This window comes from Pseudomonas sp. B424 (genome assembly GCF_055408345.1).
Genome location: NZ_JBUZTL010000007.1, coordinates 23,971 through 46,053 on the forward strand (window position 1 = coordinate 23,971; position 22,083 = coordinate 46,053).

At 58.5% G+C, this 22,083-nt stretch carries 21 protein-coding genes and 1 pseudogene; 12 read left to right on the top strand and 10 right to left on the bottom strand.

From position 1 onward, the window contains the following. Positions 1–72 precede the first annotated feature (72 nt). The 4 genes from ACZRMS_RS10500 to purE all read right to left on the bottom strand — a co-directional run bounded on the left by ACZRMS_RS10500 (position 73) and on the right by purE (position 2,638). Positions 73–609, bottom strand: a complete 537-nt coding sequence (locus ACZRMS_RS10500) for a DUF3299 domain-containing protein (protein ID WP_463995294.1) — start codon at positions 607–609, stop codon at positions 73–75. 83 nt (positions 610–692) lie between these two features. Beyond that, positions 693–941 carry a GlsB/YeaQ/YmgE family stress response membrane protein gene (locus tag ACZRMS_RS10505; protein ID WP_047279090.1) on the bottom strand — a complete coding sequence of 83 codons (249 nt, stop codon included), beginning with the start codon at positions 939–941 and terminating at the stop codon, positions 693–695. 108 nt (positions 942–1,049) lie between these two features. Beyond that, positions 1,050–2,135, bottom strand: coding sequence for a 5-(carboxyamino)imidazole ribonucleotide synthase (locus ACZRMS_RS10510; protein WP_463995295.1), 1,086 nt, complete (start codon positions 2,133–2,135; stop codon positions 1,050–1,052). An 11-nt stretch (positions 2,136–2,146) separates the two neighbouring features. Continuing rightward, complete coding sequence (gene purE / locus ACZRMS_RS10515; protein WP_003438120.1) at positions 2,147–2,638, bottom strand: 5-(carboxyamino)imidazole ribonucleotide mutase; 492 nt, start codon at positions 2,636–2,638, stop codon at positions 2,147–2,149. Between the two features lie 379 nt (positions 2,639–3,017). Between purE and ACZRMS_RS10520 the strand changes: the two genes are divergently transcribed. Beyond that, positions 3,018–3,587 (top strand): M12 family metallo-peptidase, encoded by a 570-nt coding sequence (locus ACZRMS_RS10520; RefSeq protein WP_463995296.1) that lies wholly within the window; start codon positions 3,018–3,020, stop codon positions 3,585–3,587. Between the two features lie 21 nt (positions 3,588–3,608). Here the strand turns inward: ACZRMS_RS10520 and ACZRMS_RS10525 are convergent, their stop codons facing one another. After that, complete coding sequence (locus ACZRMS_RS10525) at positions 3,609–4,514, bottom strand: LysR substrate-binding domain-containing protein (protein ID WP_463995297.1); 906 nt, start codon at positions 4,512–4,514, stop codon at positions 3,609–3,611. A gap of 180 nt (positions 4,515–4,694) precedes the next feature. Between ACZRMS_RS10525 and aspA the strand changes: the two genes are divergently transcribed. The 7 genes from aspA to ACZRMS_RS10560 all read left to right on the top strand — a co-directional run bounded on the left by aspA (position 4,695) and on the right by ACZRMS_RS10560 (position 12,604). Then, a complete protein-coding gene (aspA, locus tag ACZRMS_RS10530) occupies positions 4,695–6,119 on the top strand; it encodes an aspartate ammonia-lyase (RefSeq protein ID WP_463995298.1) in 1,425 nt (474 codons plus the stop codon). A 491-nt stretch (positions 6,120–6,610) separates the two neighbouring features. Further along, entirely contained in the window at positions 6,611–8,032 is a 1,422-nt protein-coding gene (locus ACZRMS_RS10535) for an alanine/glycine:cation symporter family protein (protein WP_463995299.1), read from the top strand. A 56-nt stretch (positions 8,033–8,088) separates the two neighbouring features. Next, a complete protein-coding gene (locus ACZRMS_RS10540) occupies positions 8,089–9,093 on the top strand; it encodes an asparaginase (RefSeq protein ID WP_463995300.1) in 1,005 nt (334 codons plus the stop codon). A gap of 53 nt (positions 9,094–9,146) precedes the next feature. Further along, positions 9,147–10,139 (top strand): AraC family transcriptional regulator, encoded by a 993-nt coding sequence (locus ACZRMS_RS10545; RefSeq protein ID WP_463995301.1) that lies wholly within the window; start codon positions 9,147–9,149, stop codon positions 10,137–10,139. Between the two features lie 138 nt (positions 10,140–10,277). After that, positions 10,278–11,309 carry a histone deacetylase family protein gene (locus tag ACZRMS_RS10550; protein WP_463995302.1) on the top strand — a complete coding sequence of 344 codons (1,032 nt, stop codon included), beginning with the start codon at positions 10,278–10,280 and terminating at the stop codon, positions 11,307–11,309. A 159-nt stretch (positions 11,310–11,468) separates the two neighbouring features. Then, positions 11,469–11,771, top strand: coding sequence for a transposase (locus ACZRMS_RS10555; RefSeq protein WP_463995303.1), 303 nt, complete (start codon positions 11,469–11,471; stop codon positions 11,769–11,771). Continuing rightward, positions 11,768–12,604, top strand: coding sequence for an IS3 family transposase (locus tag ACZRMS_RS10560; protein WP_463995304.1), 837 nt, complete (start codon positions 11,768–11,770; stop codon positions 12,602–12,604). The genes ACZRMS_RS10555 and ACZRMS_RS10560 overlap by 4 nt, the downstream gene beginning before the upstream one ends. A 54-nt stretch (positions 12,605–12,658) precedes the next feature. On the opposite strand, the gene pdxR is transcribed toward ACZRMS_RS10560, so the two are convergent. Beyond that, a complete protein-coding gene (gene pdxR / locus ACZRMS_RS10565; protein ID WP_463995305.1) occupies positions 12,659–14,215 on the bottom strand; it encodes a MocR-like pyridoxine biosynthesis transcription factor PdxR in 1,557 nt (518 codons plus the stop codon). Between the two features lie 89 nt (positions 14,216–14,304). Here pdxR and ACZRMS_RS10570 point away from each other — a divergent pair. The 3 genes and pseudogenes from ACZRMS_RS10570 (at position 14,305) to ACZRMS_RS10580 (ending at position 16,074) form a co-directional block, all read left to right on the top strand. After that, positions 14,305–14,924, top strand: a pseudogene (locus ACZRMS_RS10570) (FMN-binding negative transcriptional regulator). Between the two features lie 5 nt (positions 14,925–14,929). Further along, on the top strand, positions 14,930–15,379 hold the full coding sequence (locus ACZRMS_RS10575) for an N-acetyltransferase family protein (protein ID WP_463995306.1): 450 nt from the start codon (positions 14,930–14,932) through the stop codon (positions 15,377–15,379). 14 nt (positions 15,380–15,393) lie between these two features. Continuing rightward, positions 15,394–16,074, top strand: a complete 681-nt coding sequence (locus tag ACZRMS_RS10580) for a GNAT family N-acetyltransferase (protein WP_463995307.1) — start codon at positions 15,394–15,396, stop codon at positions 16,072–16,074. A gap of 329 nt (positions 16,075–16,403) precedes the next feature. Here the strand turns inward: ACZRMS_RS10580 and oadA are convergent, their stop codons facing one another. Beyond that, a complete protein-coding gene (oadA, locus tag ACZRMS_RS10585; RefSeq protein ID WP_463995308.1) occupies positions 16,404–18,212 on the bottom strand; it encodes a sodium-extruding oxaloacetate decarboxylase subunit alpha in 1,809 nt (602 codons plus the stop codon). Positions 18,213–18,223: 11 nt separating this feature from the next. Next, positions 18,224–19,639 (bottom strand): acetyl-CoA carboxylase biotin carboxylase subunit, encoded by a 1,416-nt coding sequence (locus tag ACZRMS_RS10590; protein WP_019826929.1) that lies wholly within the window; start codon positions 19,637–19,639, stop codon positions 18,224–18,226. 189 nt (positions 19,640–19,828) lie between these two features. Between ACZRMS_RS10590 and ACZRMS_RS10595 the strand changes: the two genes are divergently transcribed. Continuing rightward, a complete protein-coding gene (locus tag ACZRMS_RS10595) occupies positions 19,829–20,791 on the top strand; it encodes a LysR family transcriptional regulator (RefSeq protein WP_463995309.1) in 963 nt (320 codons plus the stop codon). Here ACZRMS_RS10595 and ACZRMS_RS10600 read toward each other — a convergent pair. Both ACZRMS_RS10600 and hexR read right to left on the bottom strand, forming a co-directional pair. Further along, positions 20,733–20,945, bottom strand: a complete 213-nt coding sequence (locus ACZRMS_RS10600; RefSeq protein WP_463995310.1) for a PA3496 family putative envelope integrity protein — start codon at positions 20,943–20,945, stop codon at positions 20,733–20,735. The genes ACZRMS_RS10595 and ACZRMS_RS10600 overlap by 59 nt on opposite strands. A gap of 192 nt (positions 20,946–21,137) precedes the next feature. Beyond that, positions 21,138–22,004: a transcriptional regulator HexR gene (gene hexR, locus ACZRMS_RS10605; RefSeq protein ID WP_048362251.1), complete on the bottom strand. Its 867-nt coding sequence runs from the start codon at positions 22,002–22,004 to the stop codon at positions 21,138–21,140. Positions 22,005–22,083: the final 79 nt, after the last annotated feature.

Consider the following 22,083-nt stretch of genomic DNA (forward strand, 5'->3'; position numbering starts at 1 on the left):
TCAACTCGATAGGCCTGTCGTACCGAGTCGCTTGCATCGCGAGCAAGCCCGCTCCCACTAAGGTTGCAAGCCCTACAAATCGTCCTCAACCACCACCCGCACCTTGCTCGCATCCAGCGCATAGGCCGCATCGGCAAGGTCATTGCTGACTTTTTCGACCTTCAGCGTGCCCATCACCCACAACGGCGTATAGATGTCGTCCAGTTTCAGGCCTTTTGGATAGCGCACCAGCACCAGTTGATTGGGCGGCGGCGGCGGCACATGGATGCAGGCGCCCGGGTACGGCACCAGGAAAAACAGGGTGCTGCGCCCCTTGGCATCCGTTTCCAATGGCACGGGGTAACCGCCCAAGCGGATATTCTTGCCGTTCATGCCGGCGACGGTTTTGCTGGAATACATCACGGCCGGCAGGCCCTTGCTCTGTTTCAAGCCACCCGTGTCGGTAAACGTACCATTGGCCTCGGGCGAGTCATGGTCAATTTCGGGCATTTGCTCGAGGGCTTTTTGATCAGACTTGGGCATCAGTTCAAGCCAGTCGGTTTCGGGCAGTTCTGCCGCGTGTACCAGGCTGCTGCCCAATAAAAGGAAAGTCAGTAGAAAACGGCGCATGAAAGGCTCAATCAAAAAGAGGGTTAATCGCCGCGCAGTTTAGCCCTCTCTGCGACTCGCGCAGAGAGGGCCAAAGCGTTTGATCAGCTCTTTTTCGACACCAGGCCGTAAATGACCAGCAAGATCACGGCACCCACCACCGCACCGATAAAGCCGGCACCTTCACCCGCCTTGTAGATACCCAGCGCCTGACCACCATAGGTGGCCGCCAGCGAACCGCCGATACCCAGCAGGATGGTCATGATCCAGCCCATGCTGTCGTCGCCCGGTTTCAGGAAACGGGCCAGCAGGCCAACGATCAAGCCGATAAAAATGGTTCCGATGATGCCCATGGGCGCTTCCTCTCAAATTAGATGGCGTTCAACCAAAGCCTAGTCAGCACTTTGGCATCACGCCATCAGAGAGCAACGACAACCCAATGGTTCCCGCAGACAGGCGATTTACGCTTCGCCGATCAACGCTTCAACCTTGAGGATTTGCGCTTGCAGGGTCGCCATGTCGGCGCAGCGCAGGTTGGCGTGACCGACCTTGCGGCCGACCTTGAAAGCCTTGCCGTAGTGATGCAAATGGCAGTCGGCAATCGAAATCACCTTCTCAATCGGCGGCACGGTGCCAATGAAGTTGAGCATCGCGCTTTCGCCGACCTTGGCCGTCGACCCCAGCGGCAAGCCGGCAATGGCCCGCAAGTGGTTTTCGAACTGGCTGCACTCGGCGCCTTCAGTAGTCCAGTGCCCGGAGTTATGCACACGCGGAGCAATTTCGTTGGCCTTGAGGCCACCGTCGACTTCAAAGAACTCGAACGCCATCACGCCCACATAATCCAGCTGCTTGAGCACACGGCTGGAGTAATCCTCGGCCAGGGCCTGCAGCGGGTGATCCGTGCTGGCAACCGACAGTTTGAGAATGCCGCTGTCGTGAGTGTTGTGTACCAACGGGTAGAACTTCGTTTCACCGTCACGACCGCGCACGGCGATCAGCGACACTTCGCCCGTGAACGGTACAAAACCTTCCAGCAGGCACGACACGCTGCCCAGCTCGGCAAACGTACCCACCACATCTGCAGGCGTGCGCAGAACTTTCTGGCCCTTGCCGTCATAACCCAGGGTGCGGGTCTTGAGCACGGCCGGCAGGCCAATGGTCGCCACCGCTGCATCCAGGTCAGCCTGGGACTGGATGTCGGCAAACGCCGGCGTCGGGATGCCCAGGTCCTTGAACATGCTCTTTTCGAACCAGCGATCGCGGGCAATGCGCAACGCTTCGGCACTCGGATACACCGGGACAAATTGCGACAGGAATGCCACGGTTTCAGCCGGAACGCTTTCGAACTCAAACGTCACCAGGTCTACTTCATCGGCCAATTGGCGCAGATGATCCGGGTCGCTGTAGTCCGCGCGAAGGTGTTCGCCCAGAGCTGCAGCGCAGGCATCGGGTGCCGGATCAAGGAAAGCGAAGTTCATGCCCAGCGGAGTACCCGCCAAGGCCAGCATGCGGCCCAACTGGCCGCCACCGATTACACCGATTTTCATCGTCAAAAACCTCAGGCTTCGCGCGGGTCTGGATTGTCCAGAACGCTGTCTGTCTGCTCAGCACGGAATGCTTTCAAAACGGTATGAAATTGCGGGTGTTTGGCACCCAGGATGCTCGCCGACAACAGAGCAGCGTTGATCGCGCCGGCCTTGCCGATGGCCAGGGTGGCAACCGGAATGCCCGCAGGCATTTGCACGATCGACAACAGCGAATCGACGCCCGAGAGCATGGCCGATTGCACCGGCACGCCGAGCACCGGCAAGTGGGTTTTGGCCGCACACATGCCTGGCAAGTGGGCAGCGCCACCGGCACCGGCGATGATGACCTCGATCCCGCGGCCTTCGGCCTCTTCGGCATACTGGAACAGCAGATCCGGAGTGCGGTGGGCAGAGACCACTTTCACTTCGTAAGGGATGCCGAGTTTTTCCAGCATATCGGCGGTGTGGCTAAGGGTGGACCAATCGGACTTGGAGCCCATGATCACGCCTACCAGTGCACTCATCGTCGCGCCTCTTCTCTTGGGCGCCCGCAGGCGCGTCAAAAAACAACAAGCCACGTGGGGGAAACCGACGTGGCTTGTTATAGGAATTAAGGCCGGTCGAGCCGGCCGAAGGCCGCGCAGTATACCCCAAAGAACTGCCTTGAAAGCACCTTTGGCGACCATCTGTCTGCAGCCCCATTTTTTGCGTAAACGCCCGGTTTTACTGACCTTGAGGTCAAGCCAGGCACACCCTGAAAAAGCGTGCTGCAAAGCATTCCGGGGGTGACAGGAAATCACACACTTTAGCCTCACAGCTTCCACGCGAAATCATCGATCAGACACTTAACTTTCAAATGAGCAAGCGCTCGTACTTAACGACCCATACATACAGGAAGTAACTATGCGTCCAATCAACCTCCACACCTTTATCCACGACAGTGTCAGCGCTGCAACGCTGCAGAAACTCAAAGCGGTGCACTTCGATCATTTCACCCAGGAGCTGGCCACCATCAGTGAGCGAGCAGTCAGAGTTCATATTCACCAGCACATCCCTGGAGTCACTGACTTCGACTACACAGGCACCGATGTCGCCGCAACCGTCAATGAGTGGAATCGTTTAGCTAGTCAATACGCCTACGACGTGAGAATCACCTCCTATCAGACAGACCGCTACCTGCTGATTATTGAAGGTTTCATCCACGACCGCGTCGCGGGGATCGCCCAATGGGGAGGCAAGACAGGCAATTCGCTGATTGCCTCCACTATTGATAGCACCACCATCGCCCATGAGGTAGGACACACCTTTACCGCCAGGCACTCGGGCATCATGCAATCACCCAACCCGGTCAATCGTGGCCAAGTGTGCTCAAGCTACATGGCAACTGGCGAAGATGAAGGGCCATGCAACCTTTACCGGTACAGCACGATCAACCGAGAGCGCATCCAGAACTTTCTCGACAAGCAGGACTAGCAGGCGCTTACCGCGCGAGGCTTATTCTGGCTGAGTGCCACTTTCCAGCTTGCGCCACAACAGCCGCACGTTGGCCTTGCGCACCAGGGCGCAGCGGTACAGGCGAATTTCGAGCGGCACGTGCCACTGCGGACCGCCGCAGATCACCAGTTCACCGCGCGCCAGCTCTGCCCGCACACTCAAGTGCGGCACCCAGGCGATGCCCAACCCTTCAAGTGCCATGCTTTTAAGGCTGTCAGCCATGGCGGTTTCATAAATGGTGGTAAAGCGCAGGCTGCGCTGGCGCAGCAACAAATTCACCGAACGGCCCAAAAAGGCGCCAGCGCTGTAAGCGAGCAGCGGCACGCTGGCTTCGCCCTCCAGATCGAACAACGGCTTGCCGTCTGCATCCGCTGCACACACCGGGAGCATTTCGGTATTGCCCAGGTGCAGGGACGGAAAAATGTCCGGGTCCATTTGCAATGCCGCATCCGGATCGTAGAAAGCCAGCATCAAATCGCAGCCGCCTTCGCGCAAGGCATGCACCGCGTCTCCGACGTTAGTCGCAACCAGACGTGTCGCGATGTTCAGCCCTTCGTTACGCAATTGAGCGATCCAGCGCGGGAAAAAACCCAGTGCCAGAGAGTGCGCGGCAGCCACTTGCATGACCTCGCCCTGCCCGCCTTCCAGGTGATGCAAGTGACGTAACACCTCGCCCAGTTGCTCGACCACGGTGCGCGCCGTCACCAAAAACAGCTGACCGGCCGCAGTCAACTCCACCGGGGTGCGGGAACGATTCACCAAGGTCAGCCCCAACGCCGCTTCAAGGCTGCGAATACGTCGGCTAAAAGCCGGCTGAGTCACAAAGCGACGCTCTGCCGCCTGGGAAAAACTGCGGGTCGCGGCCAGGGCACTGAAGTCCTCCAACCATTTGCTTTCGAGATTCATCGAGTCCTCCCGGACGCGCACCAAATTGGGTCACACGCTCGACGCGCTTGTCGCGTCACGTCGTCATTATGCCGTTTATGCATAGGATAGTGTTTAAAGGCATTGGCCCAAAATAGTCCACAGGCCTAGGATTCGCAGCGTTCCGGCTCAGACCGGGTCCTTATCGAGATGATTTCCATCATGTCCTCCGCTGCATCTTTCCGTACCGAAAAAGACCTGCTTGGCGTACTCGAAGTACCCGCTCAAGCGTATTACGGCATCCAGACCCTGCGAGCGGTGCATAACTTCCGTCTCTCCGGCGTCCCGATCTCGCACTACCCGAAGCTGGTTGTGGGCCTGGCCATGGTTAAACAAGCCGCTGCTGACGCCAACCGCGAACTGGGTCATCTGAGCGACGCCAAGCACGCTGCCATCAGCGAAGCCTGTGCACGCCTGATCCGCGGTGATTTCCACGAAGAATTCGTGGTCGACATGATTCAAGGCGGCGCTGGCACTTCAACCAACATGAATGCCAACGAAGTTATCGCCAACATCGCGCTGGAGGCCATGGGCCATCAGAAAGGCGAGTACCAATACCTGCACCCGAACAACGACGTGAACATGGCGCAGTCGACCAACGATGCGTACCCGACTGCAATCCGTCTGGGTCTGCTGCTGGGTCACGACGCCATGCTCGCCAGCCTCGACAGCCTGATCCAGGCTTTCGCTGCCAAAGGTCACGAATTCAGCCACGTACTGAAAATGGGCCGCACCCAACTGCAAGACGCCGTACCTATGACCCTGGGTCAAGAGTTCCGCGCCTTCGCCACCACCCTGGGTGAAGATCTGGCCCGCCTGAAAACACTGGCGCCAGAGCTGCTGACCGAAGTGAACCTGGGCGGCACCGCCATCGGTACCGGCATCAACGCTGATCCGCGCTACCAAATGCTGGCCGTAAACCGTCTGGCAATCATCAGCGGTCACCCGCTGGTACCGGCAGCCGACTTGATCGAAGCTACCTCGGACATGGGCGCATTCGTCCTGTTCTCCGGCATGCTCAAGCGCACCGCGGTCAAGCTGTCGAAGATCTGCAACGACTTGCGCCTGCTGTCCAGCGGCCCACGTACCGGCATCAACGAGATCAACCTGCCTGCACGTCAGCCAGGCAGCTCGATCATGCCAGGCAAGGTCAACCCGGTAATCCCGGAAGCCGTCAACCAGGTAGCGTTCCAGATCATCGGTAACGACCTGGCACTGACCATCGCAGCCGAAGGCGGCCAACTGCAACTGAACGTGATGGAGCCGCTGATCGCGTTCAAGATCTTCGACTCGATCCGCCTGCTGCAACGCGCCATGGACATGCTGCGCGAACACTGCATCGTCGGCATCACCGCCAACGAAGCACGCTGCCGCGAACTGGTCGAGCACTCGATTGGCCTGGTCACTGCACTGAACCCGTACATCGGCTATGAAAACGCCACCCGCATCGCCCGCATCGCCCTTGAAAGCGGCCGCGGCGTGCTGGAACTGGTGCGCGAAGAAGGCTTGCTCGACGACGCCATGCTCGACGACATCCTGCGCCCGGAAAACATGATTGCCCCGCGTCTGGTGCCTCTCAAGGCCTGATGCAGTAACACGCTCAACGCTCACCAGGTCGAGGGACTAGACACCTCTCACCTTTTGAGGGCTCGCAGATTTATCTGCGGGCCCTTTTTTTTGCCTGTTATTTGCCGGCTTGGGGAGCTACGCAAAATCTGTGGGAACTGGCTTGCCTGCGATGCAGGCAAGCCGTTGTGTCAGGTGCATTGCGGCGATGCTTTCGCGAGCAAGCCCGCTCCCACAACAACGTTAAAACCTTTCCTGCTGGCCACTCGTACATGAAAAATCAATCACTTATGCAGACGCTTCCTGCACTCCTAGGTATAGTGCCGGCCCTCTTGCCGTGCGCAGGCCCTGCAACAGCGGCCAGTGACAACGCGCAAACAGCATCGTAAACCAAGCAGCAACATGGCCAGGGTCAATGTGGTCGCCTACCTTTATGTCCTGCCTAAAGGTGCGTAACGCGTTGATTTGATCCGCCCGTGTTGCCATCAGATAAAAACAGCGAGGAATAATCCATGCTTGAAGTCATCAATGACTTCCTCTCAGGGAAAGTGCTAATCGTGCTTATGGTCGGGCTCGGTGGCTACTTCACGATCCGCTCGCGTTTCGTTCAGTTTCGTTACTTCCTGCACATGTTTGCGGTATTCAAAGACAGCCTGCGCAGCAGCGCCGGTGAGCTGAGCTCGTTTCAGGCCTTGATGCTGAGCCTGGCGGGCCGTGTGGGTGCGGGCAACATTGCCGGCGTCGGCATTGCCGTAACGCTCGGTGGTCCCGGTGCGGTGTTCTGGATGTGGGTGACCGCTCTGGTCGGCATGTCCAGCAGCCTGATCGAATGCTCGCTGGGCCAGTTGTACAAGCGTCGCGACGCTGAAGGCCAACTGCGTGGCGGTCCGTCCTTCTATATGAAGCATGGCCTGGGCAAATTGTGGATGGGCCAGCTGATGGCCGTGCTGCTGCTGATCACTTTCGGCTTTGCCTTTATGGGCCTGCAAGCCCATGCCGTCACCCACTCGCTGCAAGATGCCTTCGGTTTCGATGTCAGCTACTCAGGTCTGGCCATCGCCATTCTGTTGGGCCTGGTGTTTATCGGTGGTATCAAGCGTATCGCTTCGGTAGCTGACCTGCTGGTACCGGTCAAAACCCTGGCCTACATCGCGGTTACCCTGTATGTGATCGTGCTGCAATTCGACCACGTGCCTGCCATGCTGGGCCATATCGTCAAGAGCGCCTTCGGCCTCGACCCGGTGTTTGGCGGCCTTATCGGCAGCGCGATCGTGATGGGCGTCAAACGTGGCGTATTCGCCAACGAAGCCGGTCTGGGCAGCGCCCCGAACGTGGCAGCGGTGGCCGATGTTGAACACCCGATCGCCCAAGGCGTGGTTCAGGCGTTCAGCGTATTCCTCGACACGTTCGTGATCTGCACCTGCACCGCCTTGCTGATCTTGCTGTCGGGCTTTTACACCCCGGGCTTTGAAGGCGACGGCATTGCCCTGACCCAGAACTCGCTGGCAGCGGTTGTGGGCGAATGGGGCCGCATCTTTATCAGCGTGGCCCTGGCGTTGTTCGTGTTCACCTCGATGCTCTACAACTACTACCTGGGTGAAAACAACCTGCGCTTCCTGGTCGGTGAAAGCCGCAAGGCGTTGATCGGCTACCGCGTTCTGGTGCTGGTATTGATTTTCTGGGGCTCGATCGAAAACCTGCAAACCGTTTTCGCGTTCGCCGACATCGCCATGACCATGCTGGCCTTCGTTAACCTGGTTGCCCTGGCGATGCTGTTCAAGATTTGCATGCGCGTGCTCAAGGACTACGATGACCAGCGCCGTGCGGGGATCAAGACACCGGTGTTCGATTCCAGTAAATTCCCGGATCTGGATCTGGACCTGAAAGCCTGGCCGCCAAAACCGGCCGCCAAGGTCGAAGAAACAAAACGCTGATACTTGACGCGGCGGTTCTCCAGAACCGCCGCGTTTTTGCTTATGGGGACTCAACAATGACCGCAGCCACTCACCACCCTTCCCAACGCGTCATGGTGCTCTACACCGGCGGCACCATCGGCATGCAAGCCAGCGCCAGCGGCCTGGCACCTGCATCGGGTTTTGAAGCGCGCATGAGCGAGCACCTCGCCAGCCAACCGGCGCTGAAAGTGCCGCAGTGGTCCTTTCGCGAGATGAGCCCGCTGATCGACAGCGCCAACATGACGCCTGCCTATTGGCTGCGTTTGCGCGCCGCGATCATCGAAGCGATCGAGCAGGATGGCTGCGACAGCGTACTGGTGCTGCATGGCACCGACACGCTGGCCTACAGCGCCGCGGCGATGTGCTTTCAGTTGCTGGGCTTGCCGGCACCAGTGCTGTTCACCGGCTCCATGCTGCCGGCAGGCGTACCCGACAGCGACGCCTGGGAAAACGTCAGCGGGGCATTGATTGCCCTGGGCCAAGGCCAGCCTCACGGGGTTCAGCTGTACTTCCACGGCAAGCTGATGGCACCGACGCGTTGCGCCAAAGTGCGCAGCTTTGGGCGTAACCCGTTTGTGGCGCTTACCCGTAATGGCGGCGGGGCCAAGGCTAAGTCACTGCCGGGCGAATTGGCCTACAACCATCCCAAGCACGAAGCCTGCGTGGGCGTATTGCCGCTGGTACCAGGTATTGGAGCAGCCCAACTCGACGCACTGCTCAACAGCGGGATCGAAGCGCTGGTGCTCGAGTGCTTCGGCAGCGGCACCGGCCCCAGCGATAACCCGGACTTCCTCGCCAGCCTGCAACGGGCGCAGGAGAACGGCATTGTGGTGGTGGCCATCACCCAATGCCATGAAGGCGGTGTGGAACTGGACGTGTACGAAGCAGGCAGCCGCTTGCGTGGGGTTGGCGTGCTGTCGGGGGGTGGCATGACCCGTGAGGCCGTGTTCGGCAAACTGCATGCCTTGCTCGGTGCAGACTTGCCACTGGCTGAAGTGCGTCGCCTGATCGAACTGGACGTGTGCGGCGAACTGGCTTAACTCTCCCGGCACACAACTTGCTGGTTTCCTGCACCCTCACGCAGGAAGCCGGCATGCTGCACTCTCATCTCACTACCCTCAACGCCGTCTCGCTGGTGCTCAACACTTTCAAGGATGAAGGCTTGCCCAGCGAAGCGCTGCTGGCGGGCAGTGGCATACGGGCGGCGGACTTGAGCCGCGCAGACACGCGCATTACCACCAATCAGGAAATGCGCGTGTGCGCCAACGCCGTGGCCTTGCGTCGCGAAATCGGCCTGGAACTGGGACGGCGCATGCATGTGTCTTCTTACGGCATGCTCGGTTATGCCCTACTCACCAGTGCCACCTTAGGTGACGCATTGCGTCTGGCGTTGCGCTACCCGGCGCTGCTGGGAACACTTTTTGAACTGAGCCTTGAGATCGAAGGCGAGCAGGTGTGGTTCTGCGCCAACGGTTATGGCGAGAACCCACAACTGGCCGTATTCAATACCGAGCTGTGCCTGGTCTCGCTCAAAGTCATTTGCGAAGACTTGCTCGGCCGGCCGTTGCCACTGGAGGGTGCACGTTTCAGCCACAGTGCCCCGGACTATCACGCCAGCTACGGGCAAAGCTTCCCTTGCCTGCGCACATTCGATGCCGGCGACAATGCATTCTCGTTCGCCAAAAGCTGGCTCGACCAACCCTTGCCACTGGCTGATACCGTCACCCATCAGGCAATGGCCGAGCGCTGCCGCAAACAGAATCTTGAGTTCACCGGGCGTCAAACCTGGCTGGAGCGAATCCGCCAGCTCCTCGGTGCACAACTGCACGCCGCCCCGGGGCTCGAAGGCCTGGCCGCACAAATGAACTGCTCCCCGCGCACCCTGCGCCGCCATTTGCACGCGGTGGGGTGCAGCTATCAGACGCTGCTCGACGACCTGCGCTTTGAGCGGGCCAAGTTGCTGCTCAATGAAACCGAGTGGCCCATTTACCGGATTGCCGAAACCCTGGGCTTCAGTGAAACCGCGAGCTTTCGCCATGCCTTCGTACGCTGGAGCGGGGTCGCGCCCAGCCAGTTCCGCGCTTGAAACCTCACACATTCGGGGGCGAATTGCGGTCAGCTATTTTGGCCGTATCCATCTCCTTTTGGCCGCTCCTGCCGTTCTCTCAAGCACCCCGCGACGCAAAACTGTAGGCCACCGACCAAGCCCTGGGAGAACAAGAAAATGCTGACGATCTACTCGGATGATCATCACCTGCATCATGGCCGTTGTGAGTTGATGGACGGGCAATTGATGCCCTGCTTCGAAATGCCCTCGCGCGCCGACCATATTTTGCAGCGCGTGCAAACCCGCGAACTCGGGCCGGTACGCGCTCCGCAAGACTTCGGTCGCGGCCCGATAGAGCGGGTCCACAGCGCAGCGTATCTGGACTTTTTCCATGGGGCCTGGGCTCGCTGGACCGAGCATGGCCGCGACGGCGACTTGCTGCCCTACACCTGGCCAGCCCGTACCCTGCGCGCCGTTTTGCCCACCAGCCTGCACGGCCAGCTTGGTTATTACAGCTTCGACGGCGGCGCACCCATTACTGCCGGCACATGGCAGGCGGCCTACAGTGCCGCGCAAGTGGCCCTGACCGCCCAGGCCGAAATCCAGAGCGGGGCCTACAGCGCCTTCGCCTTGTGCCGACCACCCGGCCATCACGCCGCCAGCGATTTGATGGGCGGCTACTGCTATCTGAATAACGCCGCCATTGCCGCGCAGGCATTTCTGGATCAGGGCCGCCGCAAAGTGGCGATCCTCGACGTGGACTACCACCACGGTAATGGCACGCAGTCGATTTTTTATGACCGCAGCGACGTCCTGTTCACCTCGATCCACGGTCATCCTGAAGCCGAGTTTCCGTTCTTTCTGGGCTACGAAGATGAGCTCGGCGATGGGCCGGGCGAAGGTTTCAACTTCAACTATCCGCTGCCAGCGGGCTCAGCCTGGGATCGTTGGAGCGCTGCACTCGAATTGGCCTGCACCGAAATCGAAAGCTACGACGCTGACGTAATCGTGGTCTCGCTGGGTGTGGATACCTTCAAGAACGACCCGATTTCCCAGTTCAAGCTCGACAGCCCGGACTACCTGCGCATGGGCGAACGTATTGCGCGCCTGGGTAAACCGACTCTGTTCGTGATGGAAGGCGGCTACGCGGTAGAAGAAATCGGTGTGAATGCGGTGAACGTGCTGGAAGGGTTTGAAAGCGCGCAATGATCAATCCCTTCCTGTGGGAGCGGGCTTGCTCGCGATTAAGTCAGTGCGGTCTGTCTGAATTAATGCGGTGCTCCTCTCGCGAGCAAGCTGAACTGGCCTAATGATTTTGGACACCTCAATCGGGCGCTATGATGGCGCCCAAATCTGAGGTGTTTGGATATGCGTAAATCTTATTCATGTGAGTTCAAACTCAAGGCTGCCAGCATGGTGCTGGACGAGGGGCAGTCGGTTCCCGAGGTCTGTGCCAGTTTGGATATTGGCCCTACGGCCTTGCGTCGCTGGGTCGATCAGGTTTGCAAGGAACGCTTGGGCTCGACTCCGGTGGGAGCCAGGGCGATCACCGCGGACCAGCGAGAGATCCAGGAACTTAAAGCCTTGCTCAGGCAAAGAGACCGGGATATCGAAATCCTAAAAAAGGCCAGTGCTCTCCTGCTTTTGGACGCCAAAGATCACTCTCGTTGATCTGTGAGCTGGGCGAGCAGTACGGCGTTAATGATTGTTGTCGTGTGTTCGGAGTAAACCGCAGTAGCTTTTACGCATGGCGTCAGCGCCAGGGCAAAGTGAACCCTAAGCGAGAGAAGCTCAAGGCCATACTGGTCAAGCACCACAGGGCGTCGAGAGAGTCTGCGGGCGCTCGCACCTTGGCCAGGCAACTGCAAGCCGACGGGCATGATGTCGGGCGGTTCATGGCTCGCAGTTTGATGCGAGAAGCAGGCATTGTCAGCCGTCAACGCCGGCGCCATAAGTACAAGTCACCCGGCGTGGAAGCTTTGGTGGCACCGCATGTGCTCAAACGCAAGTTTGAGGTTACGGCGGTCAATCAGGTGTGGTGTGGGGACGTGACGTACATCAAAGTCGGCAAGCGCTGGCTGTATTTCGCGGCAGTTCTGGACTTGTTCGCTCGCCGGATCGTGGGCTGGTCATTTTCGATGATCTCCGATGCCACGCTGACCTGCGAAGCCCTGCGGATGGCGATTGAACTACGCGGGCGCCCAAAAGACGTACTGTTTCACTCCGATCAAGGTTGCCAGTACACCAGCCATAAATTCAGAAATGAGCTGCTGAAACATGGACTCCGGCAGAGCATGAGCCGTAAAGGCGAATGCTGGGACAACGCTCCGATGGAGCGTTTCTTTGGTAGTTTGAAATCAGAGTGGGTGCCAGAAGTAGGCTACGGATCGGAACATGAGGCCCGGGCGGATGTGCAGCGCTATGTATCGCGCTACAACATCACCAGGCCGCATAGCTACAATGACTATCGGTCACCAGTCGCCAAGGAGAAGTTGGCGGCGTGAAACCTTAATCGGTGTCCAAGATTACTTGACCAGTTCAAGCCCGCTCCCACAGGTTCAACGGCTGCCATTCCATACCTTGCGCAGCCGCCCCAGCGCCGCCTTGATATCCGCCTCCGGCACCGCCGCAAACCCCAGCACCAATCCGGCACGGTTATCCACAGGCTCGATCGAATCCTGCAGCCAATAACTGCTCAGCCCGTTGATTTCCACGTCCACCGCCCTGGCCTGCGCCAGCAGTTCCTGCTCACGGGCCAAACTGCTCACCGGCACAGCAACGTGCAACCCCGCGTTTATTGCCGGCATCAGCCCCACTCCTGCCAGCTCATGGGGCCAGCTTGCCAGCAACACATCGCGCCGGCTCAAGGCAGCGCGACGCATCCGCCGGATATGCCGCTGAAAATGCCCCGATGCCATAAATTCAGCCATCACCGCTTGGGTGCTGACTTCCGAATGGCGCATATCGAGAGAGCGGCGCCGGGCAAACGGCTCGGTCAAGCCTTTGGGAAGCACCAGGTACCCCAAGCGCAGCGCCGGAAAGGCGACCTTGCCGAAGGTACCGACATAAATCACTCGCCCGCTGCGGTCCAGCGCAGCCAACGGGGCCAGCGGCGCACCGCTGTAACGGTACTCGCCATCGTAGTCGTCTTCGACTATCCAGCCCTGGGTGCGCTCAGCCCAGGCCAACAGCTCCAAACGCCGGGCCAGGCTCAAAGTGACACCGCTGGGGTACTGGTGAGAGGGGGTCACGTAGGCCAGTCGACAGTTACTCAAGTGAGCCAATGCCGAACAATCCATGCCGTCCTGATCCACCGCCACACCCTGGACATGGGCTCCGGCAATCGCGAACGCATGGGCTGCTGCGCGGTAGCCAGGGTTCTCCACAGCCACCCCCTCGCCCGGCTCTACCAGCAGCTGTGCACAAAGGCTAATCCCCTGCTGCGCGCCGCAGGTGATCAAAATTTGATCAGTCGTACACGATAAACCCCGCGAAGTGCGCAAATACGCCGCAATCAGTCCACGCAAGCGCTCATCCCCAGCCGGATCGCCGTAACACAGTTGCTCCAAGTCCGGCTTACGCCAAAAAGCCGCCTGCAGCTTGCTCCATACCTCGAAAGGGAATAAGTCAAAAGCCGGAACGCCCACTCGAAATGCACGCGGAACGCCGCTGGGAGGGAGGTCCAATGCGTGCTTTGCGACCCTGCTCAAGGCTGTGCTGTGGATAACTTTACTGGATGTAATTACAGGTAATTCGGCCTGTTTTGTGGATAACCCTGGGGATAAGCCTGTTGAAAACCCTGTGGACAAGTTGGTGGACAACTTTTTTATCGGCAGCGCTTTTTCAGGCAGTTTTGCGACGTAAGTGCCATCCCCTACTCGCCCCTCAATAAAACCCTCGGCATACAACTGGTCATAGGCCCGCACCACGCTATTGCGGGAAATACCGAGGGCGCAGGCCAGATCGCGGCTGGCGGGCAGCCGCGCACCGCCACTCAAACGGCCATCAAGCACGCGTTGGCGCAATGCCTGATACAGCTGGCGACTCAGGCCTTTTTTCGGATCAAGCTCAATTCCGGCTGGGTTGAAGGCGATGGACAGCGCTGAATCCGTCATGGATTGGACCTATGAAAATGACCATTAATGGCTCTTACAACAAACCAATAGCCTGCCTAGGATGAAGCCATTCGCCAAGGATAATTTCTATGTACGTTCCCCGCGCCTTCGCAGTAGACGACGTTCCAGCCCTGCATCAGCAAATACTGGCCACGCCCCTGCCCGTGCTCGTTACCCACGCCAGCCAAGGCTTGATCGCAAGCCATGTGCCTTTACGGATGAAGGTGCCTACGGCACGCTGTACGGCCACCTTGCCCGTGCCAATCCGCACTGGAAGGCGCTGGCCGAAGGAGCCGAGACCCTGGTGATTTTCGCCGGAGAACAGGCCTACATCAGTCCGTCTTTCTATCCCAGCAAGGCTGAGCACGGCAAAGCAGTGCCTACCTGGAATTACCTCGCCGTGCACGCTTATGGCACCGCCGAAGTCTTCGATGATGCCGAACGCTTACTGGCGCTGGTCAGCCGCTTGAGCAACAGGCACGAGGCAGACCGATCTGACCCTTGGTCAGTCAGTGATGCACCCGTGGACTACATCGACAGCATGCTCAAGGCCATCGTGGGTTTTCGCCTGCCCATCACCCGCCTGGACGGCAAACGCAAACTCAGCCAGAACCGCGACGCCGCCGACCAGGCAGGCGTACGCAAGGGACTCTTGGCCAACAGCAACCCGCAAGACCACGCACTCGCTCACTTAATGGCCAAGGAATAGCCCCCATGACTCAAATCCGGATCAAACCCGCAACCGCCGCCGATCACGCACAGTGGCTCCCCCTCTGGCAGGCGTATTTGCGCTTCTACAAAACCGAGCTGTCCGACGAAATAACCCAAACCACCTGGGCACGTTTTTTCGATCCGGCAGAACCGACTTCCCTGGCCCTGGCCTGGCAGGACGATAAAGCCGTGGGCATGGTCCAGTGCGTTTATCACCGCACCAACTGGAGCATTAAAAACGCCTGCTACCTTCAAGACCTGTTTGTCAGCCCTCAGGTGCGCGGCAAAGGCGTTGGTCGCCAGCTGATCGAGCACGTATATGGCGTTGCTCACGATAAAGACTGTGCCAAAGTCTATTGGATGACCCAGGAAACCAACGCCACGGCGATCCAGCTGTATGAACGCATTGCCGAGCGCTCCGGCTTTATTCAGTTTCGCAAAACCTTGTCATAACTAAGGAACGCGCAATGCCCGACTCTCTAGAACACTGGCTGGCGGCCAAAACACCCGACACCCGAACCCTTGAAGGGCAATTCATTCGTCTGGAAAAGCTCGACCCGACACGGCATGGCGATGAACTATGGCTAGCCTTACAAGGACCGCAGGCCGATCCCAAGCTTTGGGACTATTTACCCTACGGGCCCTTCAATGAGCGTCCGACCTTTGATACCTGGTTGCAAAACCATGCTGCCAGCCGTGACCCGCATTTTTATACCGTTATTGATAAGTCGAGCGCAGAGGCGCAAGGCTTGATCAGCCTGATGTGCATCGTTCCAGAACACGGGCGCATCGAGATCGGCCACGTGACCTTTGGCGCCCCCATGCAGCGTTCGCCAAAAAGTACCGAGGCGGTTTACCTGCTGGCCAAGGAGGCCTTCGCATTGGGCAACCGACGCCTGGAGTGGAAGTGCAACAACGACAATGCGCGATCAAAGCGTACGGCAGTACGATTGGGGTACACATACGAAGGCGTATTCCGCCAGCATATGGTGGCCAAAGGCAAGAATCGAGATACCACGTGGTACAGCATTATCAGTACGGAATGGCCCTCTATAGCGGCAGGCTTCGAAAAATGGCTGGCACTGGATAACCAACCAGAAAGCGGCCAAATAAAGTCCCTGGAAGAATGCAGAGCATCAACTGTATAAAATTTGATCAATACGCCCGGCAAGAACTGTTGGGCGTTTTTGTATTCAGAGTGAGGACATTTCCGGTACTAACCTCGTAGTTAGTCGCGAAGGGACGTAGCGAGGCTGCGATTGAAGAAGAGCGCACCATCGCGAAGTCATTTTCAGCCTGATTGTTGTGGTGTGCATGAGGCGCAGTGCGGCATGGTTTCGCGCCTGTTGCGCAACCGACCGCAGCCTCGTTACGACCCTCAACGATTACAGGCGTTATGAGACACCTCAAAACCCGGGCAAAAAAAAGGGGAGCACATGCTCCCCCGAGGTTTAAAGCGTTTACATCAAAGGCGGTATCAGGCTTCGATTTCGATCAGAATTTCGCCCGGGTTAACGCGGTCGCCTTTGATCACGTGGATGGTGACAATTTTGCCTGCAATGGCGGCCTGTACTTCGGTCTCCATTTTCATCGCTTCGGTAATCAGTACCGACTGGCCAGCCTTGACGACGTCGCCTACAGCAACCAGTACATCAACGATGTTGCCCGGCATGGCAGTGCTGACATGGCCCGGTTCGCTGGCTTGCTTGCGCTTGCCGATGGCACTGCCGACGAATTCGTTGAGCGGCTCGAACACCACTTCTTCCGGCATGCCGTCGATGGACAGGTAGAAGTGACGCTTGCCTTCAGCCTTGACGCCGACACCGGTGATATCAACGCGGTAGCTTTCGCCGTGTACGTCGATAACGAACTCGGTCGGTACGCCTTCGCCGCCCGCCTTGCTCACGCCGCCCGCTTCAGGGATTGGCAGCAATGCTTCTGGTGACAGGGTGCCCGCCGCACGCTCTTCGAGGAATTTACGGCCGATATCCGGGAACATGGCGTAGGTCAGCACGTCTTCTTCGGACTTGGCCAACGCGCCAATTTCGCCACGCAACTTGACCATTTCTGGCTTGAGCAGGTCAGCCGGGCGTACGTCGATCAGTTCTTCGTTACCGATGGCCTGACGACGCAGTTGCTCGTTGACCACGCCCGGAGCCTTGCCGTAGCCGCCTTGCAGGTAGAGCTTCACTTCGTTGGTGATGGTCTTGTAGCGCTCGCCAGCCAGTACGTTGAAGAACGCCTGGGTGCCGACAATTTGCGAGGTCGGTGTCACCAGCGGCGGGAAGCCCAGGTCTTCACGCACACGCGGGATTTCGGCCAGCACTTCGCTCATGCGGTTCAGGGCGCCCTGCTCTTTGAGCTGGTTGGCGAGGTTGGAGATCATCCCGCCCGGTACCTGATTGACTTGAACTCGGGTGTCGACAGCGGTGAATTCGCTTTCAAACTGGTGGTACTTCTTACGCACTGCGTAGAAGTACATACCGATTTCCTGCAACAGCGACAGGTCCAGGCCGGTGTCGTATTCGCTGCCTTTAAGGGCGGCAACCATCGACTCGGTGCCCGGGTGGCTGGTGCCCCACGCGAAGCTGGAGATCGCGGTGTCGATATGCTCGGCGCCGTTCTCGATAGCCTTCAACTGACACATGGCAGCCAGGCCGGCAGTGTCGTGGGAGTGGATGAAGATCGGCAGGGTTATTTCTGCTTTCAGCGCCTTGACCAGTTCGCCGGTGGCGTAAGGGGTCAGCAGGCCAGCCATGTCCTTGATCGCCACCGAGTCGCAACCCATGGCTTCCATTTGCTTGGCCTGGGCCACAAACGCCTCGGTGGTGTGCACCGGGCTCGTGGTGTAGGCGATGGTGCCCTGAGCGTGCTTGCCGGCAGCCTTGACCGCTTCGATAGCAACGCGCAGGTTACGCACGTCGTTCATGGCGTCGAAAATTCGGAATACGTCGATACCATTCACGGCTGCTTTGGCGACGAAGGCTTTAACCACGTCATCGCTGTAGTGGCGATAGCCCAGCAGGTTCTGGCCGCGCAGCAGCATTTGCAGACGCGTGTTGGGCAAGGCTGCACGCAGTTGGCGCAGACGCTCCCACGGGTCTTCCTTAAGGAAGCGTACACAGGCATCAAACGTTGCGCCGCCCCAGACTTCCAGCGACCAGTAGCCGACTTTGTCGAGCTTGTCGCAGATCGGCAGCATGTCTTCAGTGCGCATGCGGGTAGCCAGCAGCGACTGGTGAGCGTCACGCAGGATGGTGTCGGTTACAAAGATCTTCTTGGACATGAAAATATTCCTCACAGGCCTGCGTGGGCGGCGATGGCGGCAGCGATGGCCAGGGCCAGCTCTTCGGGTTTGCGCTTGATCGAGTAGTTGGTCAGTTCCGGATGGCTTTCTACGAAGCTGGTATTGAACTGGCCACTACGGAATTCCGGGTTACGCAGGATTTCCTGGTAATACGCGGCGGTGGTTTTGACCCCTTGCAGACGCATGTCGTCCAGGGCGCGCAAACCACGGTCCATCGCTTCTTCCCAGGTCAGTGCCCATACCACCAGTTTCAGACACATGGAGTCGTAATACGGAGGGATGGTGTAGCCGGTATAGATCGCCGTGTCTGTACGCACACCTGGACCGCCGGGCGCGTAGTAACGGGTGATCTTGCCAAAGCTGGGCAGGAAGTTGTTTTTCGGGTCTTCAGCGTTGATCCGGAACTGCAGGGCAAAGCCGCGGTGCTGAATGTCTTCTTGCTTGATCGACAACGGCAGGCCGGAGGCGATGCGGATTTGTTCACGAACAATATCGATGCCGGTGATTTCTTCGGTGATGGTGTGTTCCACCTGCACCCGGGTGTTCATCTCCATGAAGTACACCTCGCCTTCGGCGAGCAGGAACTCCACGGTACCGGCGTTCTCGTAACCCACCGCCTTGGCTGCGCGCACTGACAGATCGCCGATATAGGCGCGCTGTTCCGGGGTCAGCTGAGGGCTTGGGGCGATTTCGATAAGCTTCTGGTTGCGACGCTGGATCGAGCAGTCGCGCTCAAACAGGTGCACCACGTTGCCAAAACTGTCACCGAGGATCTGCGCTTCGATGTGCTTGGGGTTAACGATGCATTTTTCGAGGAACACTTCTGCCGAGCCAAAGGCTTTGGTGGCTTCAGAGATCACTCGAGGAAAGGCTTGTTCCAGTTCTTCACGGCTGTTGCAGCGACGAATCCCGCGACCGCCACCACCCGAGGTGGCTTTGAGCATGACCGGATAGCCAATGCGCTCGCCTTCGAGCAATGCTTCGTGGATGTCGGCAACGTTGCCTTCAGTGCCGGGCGTCACCGGGACACCGGCCTTGATCATGCTGCGGCGCGCTTCGGTCTTGTCGCCCATGCGGCGAATGACTTCAGCGGACGGGCCGATGAACTTGATCCCGCGCTCGGCGCAGATATCAGCCAGCTCGGCGTTTTCTGACAGAAAACCGTAACCGGGATGCAGGGCATCACAACCGGTTTCGACAGCCAGGTTCACCAGCTTGCGCGGATTCAAATAACCGGCCAGCGGGTCTTCGCCAATGCTGTGTGCTTCGTCAGCGCGTTTGACGTGCAAGGCATGCCGGTCAGCTTCGGAGTAGACCGCTACAGAGCGAATCCCCATCTCGGCGCAAGCACGCACGATGCGGACGGCAATTTCTCCGCGGTTGGCGATCAGGATCTTTTTTATCACTTGGATTTTCCCTAAAGCCCATGAACAAACGACCTGCTAGACCAGGTCGGCACGTGTCCAAATGTGTCTGAACCGTTGTGTCGTCACACTAGACCCACGCAGCAATAAACAAAAATCAATCTTTCTTGGGTCTACCATAAGTAAAGACTTATAGTTGAGCCACTGACAAACTCGGATAATTAATAAAAAATGCGTAAGTCATTGATGCGTATAACTTTTCGTCAACTTCAAGTATTCAACGAAGTCTGTGATTTACGCTCTTACAGCCGGGCCGCAGAGGAAATGTCGCTGACGCAACCCGCCGTAAGTCTACAAATTCGCCAGCTTGAAGAGCTGATTGGCCAGCCTTTGTTCGATTACGTGGGCAAAAAACTGTACATGACCGAAGCGGCTGAAGCGCTTCAGTTGGCCAGCCGAGATATTTTCGGGCGCCTGGAAAACCTCGACATGCAACTTTCGGACATGCTCGGGTCGTTGCAGGGCCAACTGAAACTGGCGGTTGAATCGAGTGCGAAGTATTTCGTCCCGCATCTGTTTGCCGCGTTCAAGCGCCAGCACCCGGAAGTCAATTTACAGCTGACGGTGGTCAATCGGGCACAAGCCATTCGCAGGCTTTCAGACAACCGTGACGATCTGGTGATCATGTCGATGGTGCCGCAGGACATGGGCCTGGAATTTCTGCCGTTCCTGAATAATCCGATCGTTGCCGTCGTGCCGGCGGACCATCCGCTGTGCGACCGGGGCCCGCTGCATTTGCAGGATCTGGAGCCCTACACCTTGCTGATGCGCGAGCAGGGGTCAGGCACGCGCATGGCGTGTGAGGAGTACTTCAAGGAGAAGCGTGTGCACTTCAGTCAAACGCTGGAGGTGGCGTCCAACGAGTCCCAGCGTGAATGTGCAGTGGCCGGGTTGGGCGTAGCGCTGTTGACACGCCACGCCGTCAGCCTGGAGCTGGCGACCGGCCTGCTGCGCGAGCTGCCGGTCGAAGAGTTGCCGCTGTATCGCAGCTGGTGCGTGGTACAGGCCAAAGCCAAGCGCCTGTCACCGGTAGCGCATGCATTTCTGGGGTTTATTCGCAGCGAACGCCTGCAAATCAGCGCGCTGGTTGAGCGCTTCGACGGCCACTTGCCGGGGCTGCCTGCCAATAATTGATTGCGTTGAGGTCGGGGTAGTCCGCGGTCTCGAGGGTCAGCTGGCGCTGATTGTCATGGTCTTCAATCGCGCGGCGAAAGACCATGCGGCGCTGATCTTCTTGCTGACGGCGGGTTTTGACGGCGCTGTTGCGTTCTTCGTAAGGCTGAGCCATTTCGAGTCTCCCAAGGCGTGTACGGGAGTTTCAAGATGGACTTTGTTTGTGACGACTTGGCGAAAGCTCGATGACAGCGCGATGAAACTGTGGGAGCGGGCTTGCTCGCGATGGTATCAACGCGGTGTATCTGGAGGACCGCGGTGCCTGGATCGCGAGCAAGCCTGCTCCCGCAATAGATTTCAGGTGCGCTTAGTCGTCGTGGTTCTTCAACGACTTGGGCGACAGGCGCAAGCTGCGCAGGCTGCGCTTGACGCTCTTGAGGTGGTTGACCAGGCTCGGGCCGCGGGCCATGGCAACACCCATCGCCAGCACGTCAATAACCACCAGGTGAGCGATACGAGAGGTCAGCGGGGTATAGATTTCGGTGTCTTCATGCACATCGATCGCCAGATTGACGGTCGCAAGCTCCGCCAACGGCGTCTGGCTTGGGCAAAGAGTGATCAAGGTCGCGCCGCTTTCACGCACCAGGTTGGCCGTAATCAGCAAGTCCTTGGAGCGACCCGACTGGGAGATACAAATCGCCACGTCAGTAGGTTTAAGGGTCACGGCCGACATCGCTTGCATGTGCGGGTCGGAATACGCAGCCGCCGTCAGCAACAGACGGAAAAACTTGTGCTGGGCATCCGCAGCAACGGCACCCGATGCGCCAAAACCGTAGAACTCGACCCGCTGCGCTTGCGACATGGCCGTCACGGCGCGCTGCAGCGCTACCGGATCAAGCTTCTCGCGCACGTCCATCAAGGTGTGCAACGTGGTGTCGAAAATTTTCAGGCTGTAGTCCGCAACCGAATCGTCTTCATGGATAGCGAACTGACCAAAACTGGCGCCCGCTGCCAGGCTTTGCGCCAGCTTGAGCTTCAAGTCCTGGAACCCGGAACAGCCAATCGCCCGGCAAAAACGCACGATGGTGGGTTCACTGATGCCGACACTGTGAGCAAGGTCGGCCATGGAACTGTGCATTACAGCCGCAGGATCAAGCAGCACGTGATCGGCGACCTTGAGTTCCGATTTACGTAACAGGTGGCGTGACTGGGCGATATGTTGCAGCAGGTTCAAAGGGCAGGACTCGGTCTGTAAGCGGCGGGCGCCGGGGATGTAGCAATCTTGTAGTTATACTACAAGAATTCGTTTTCTG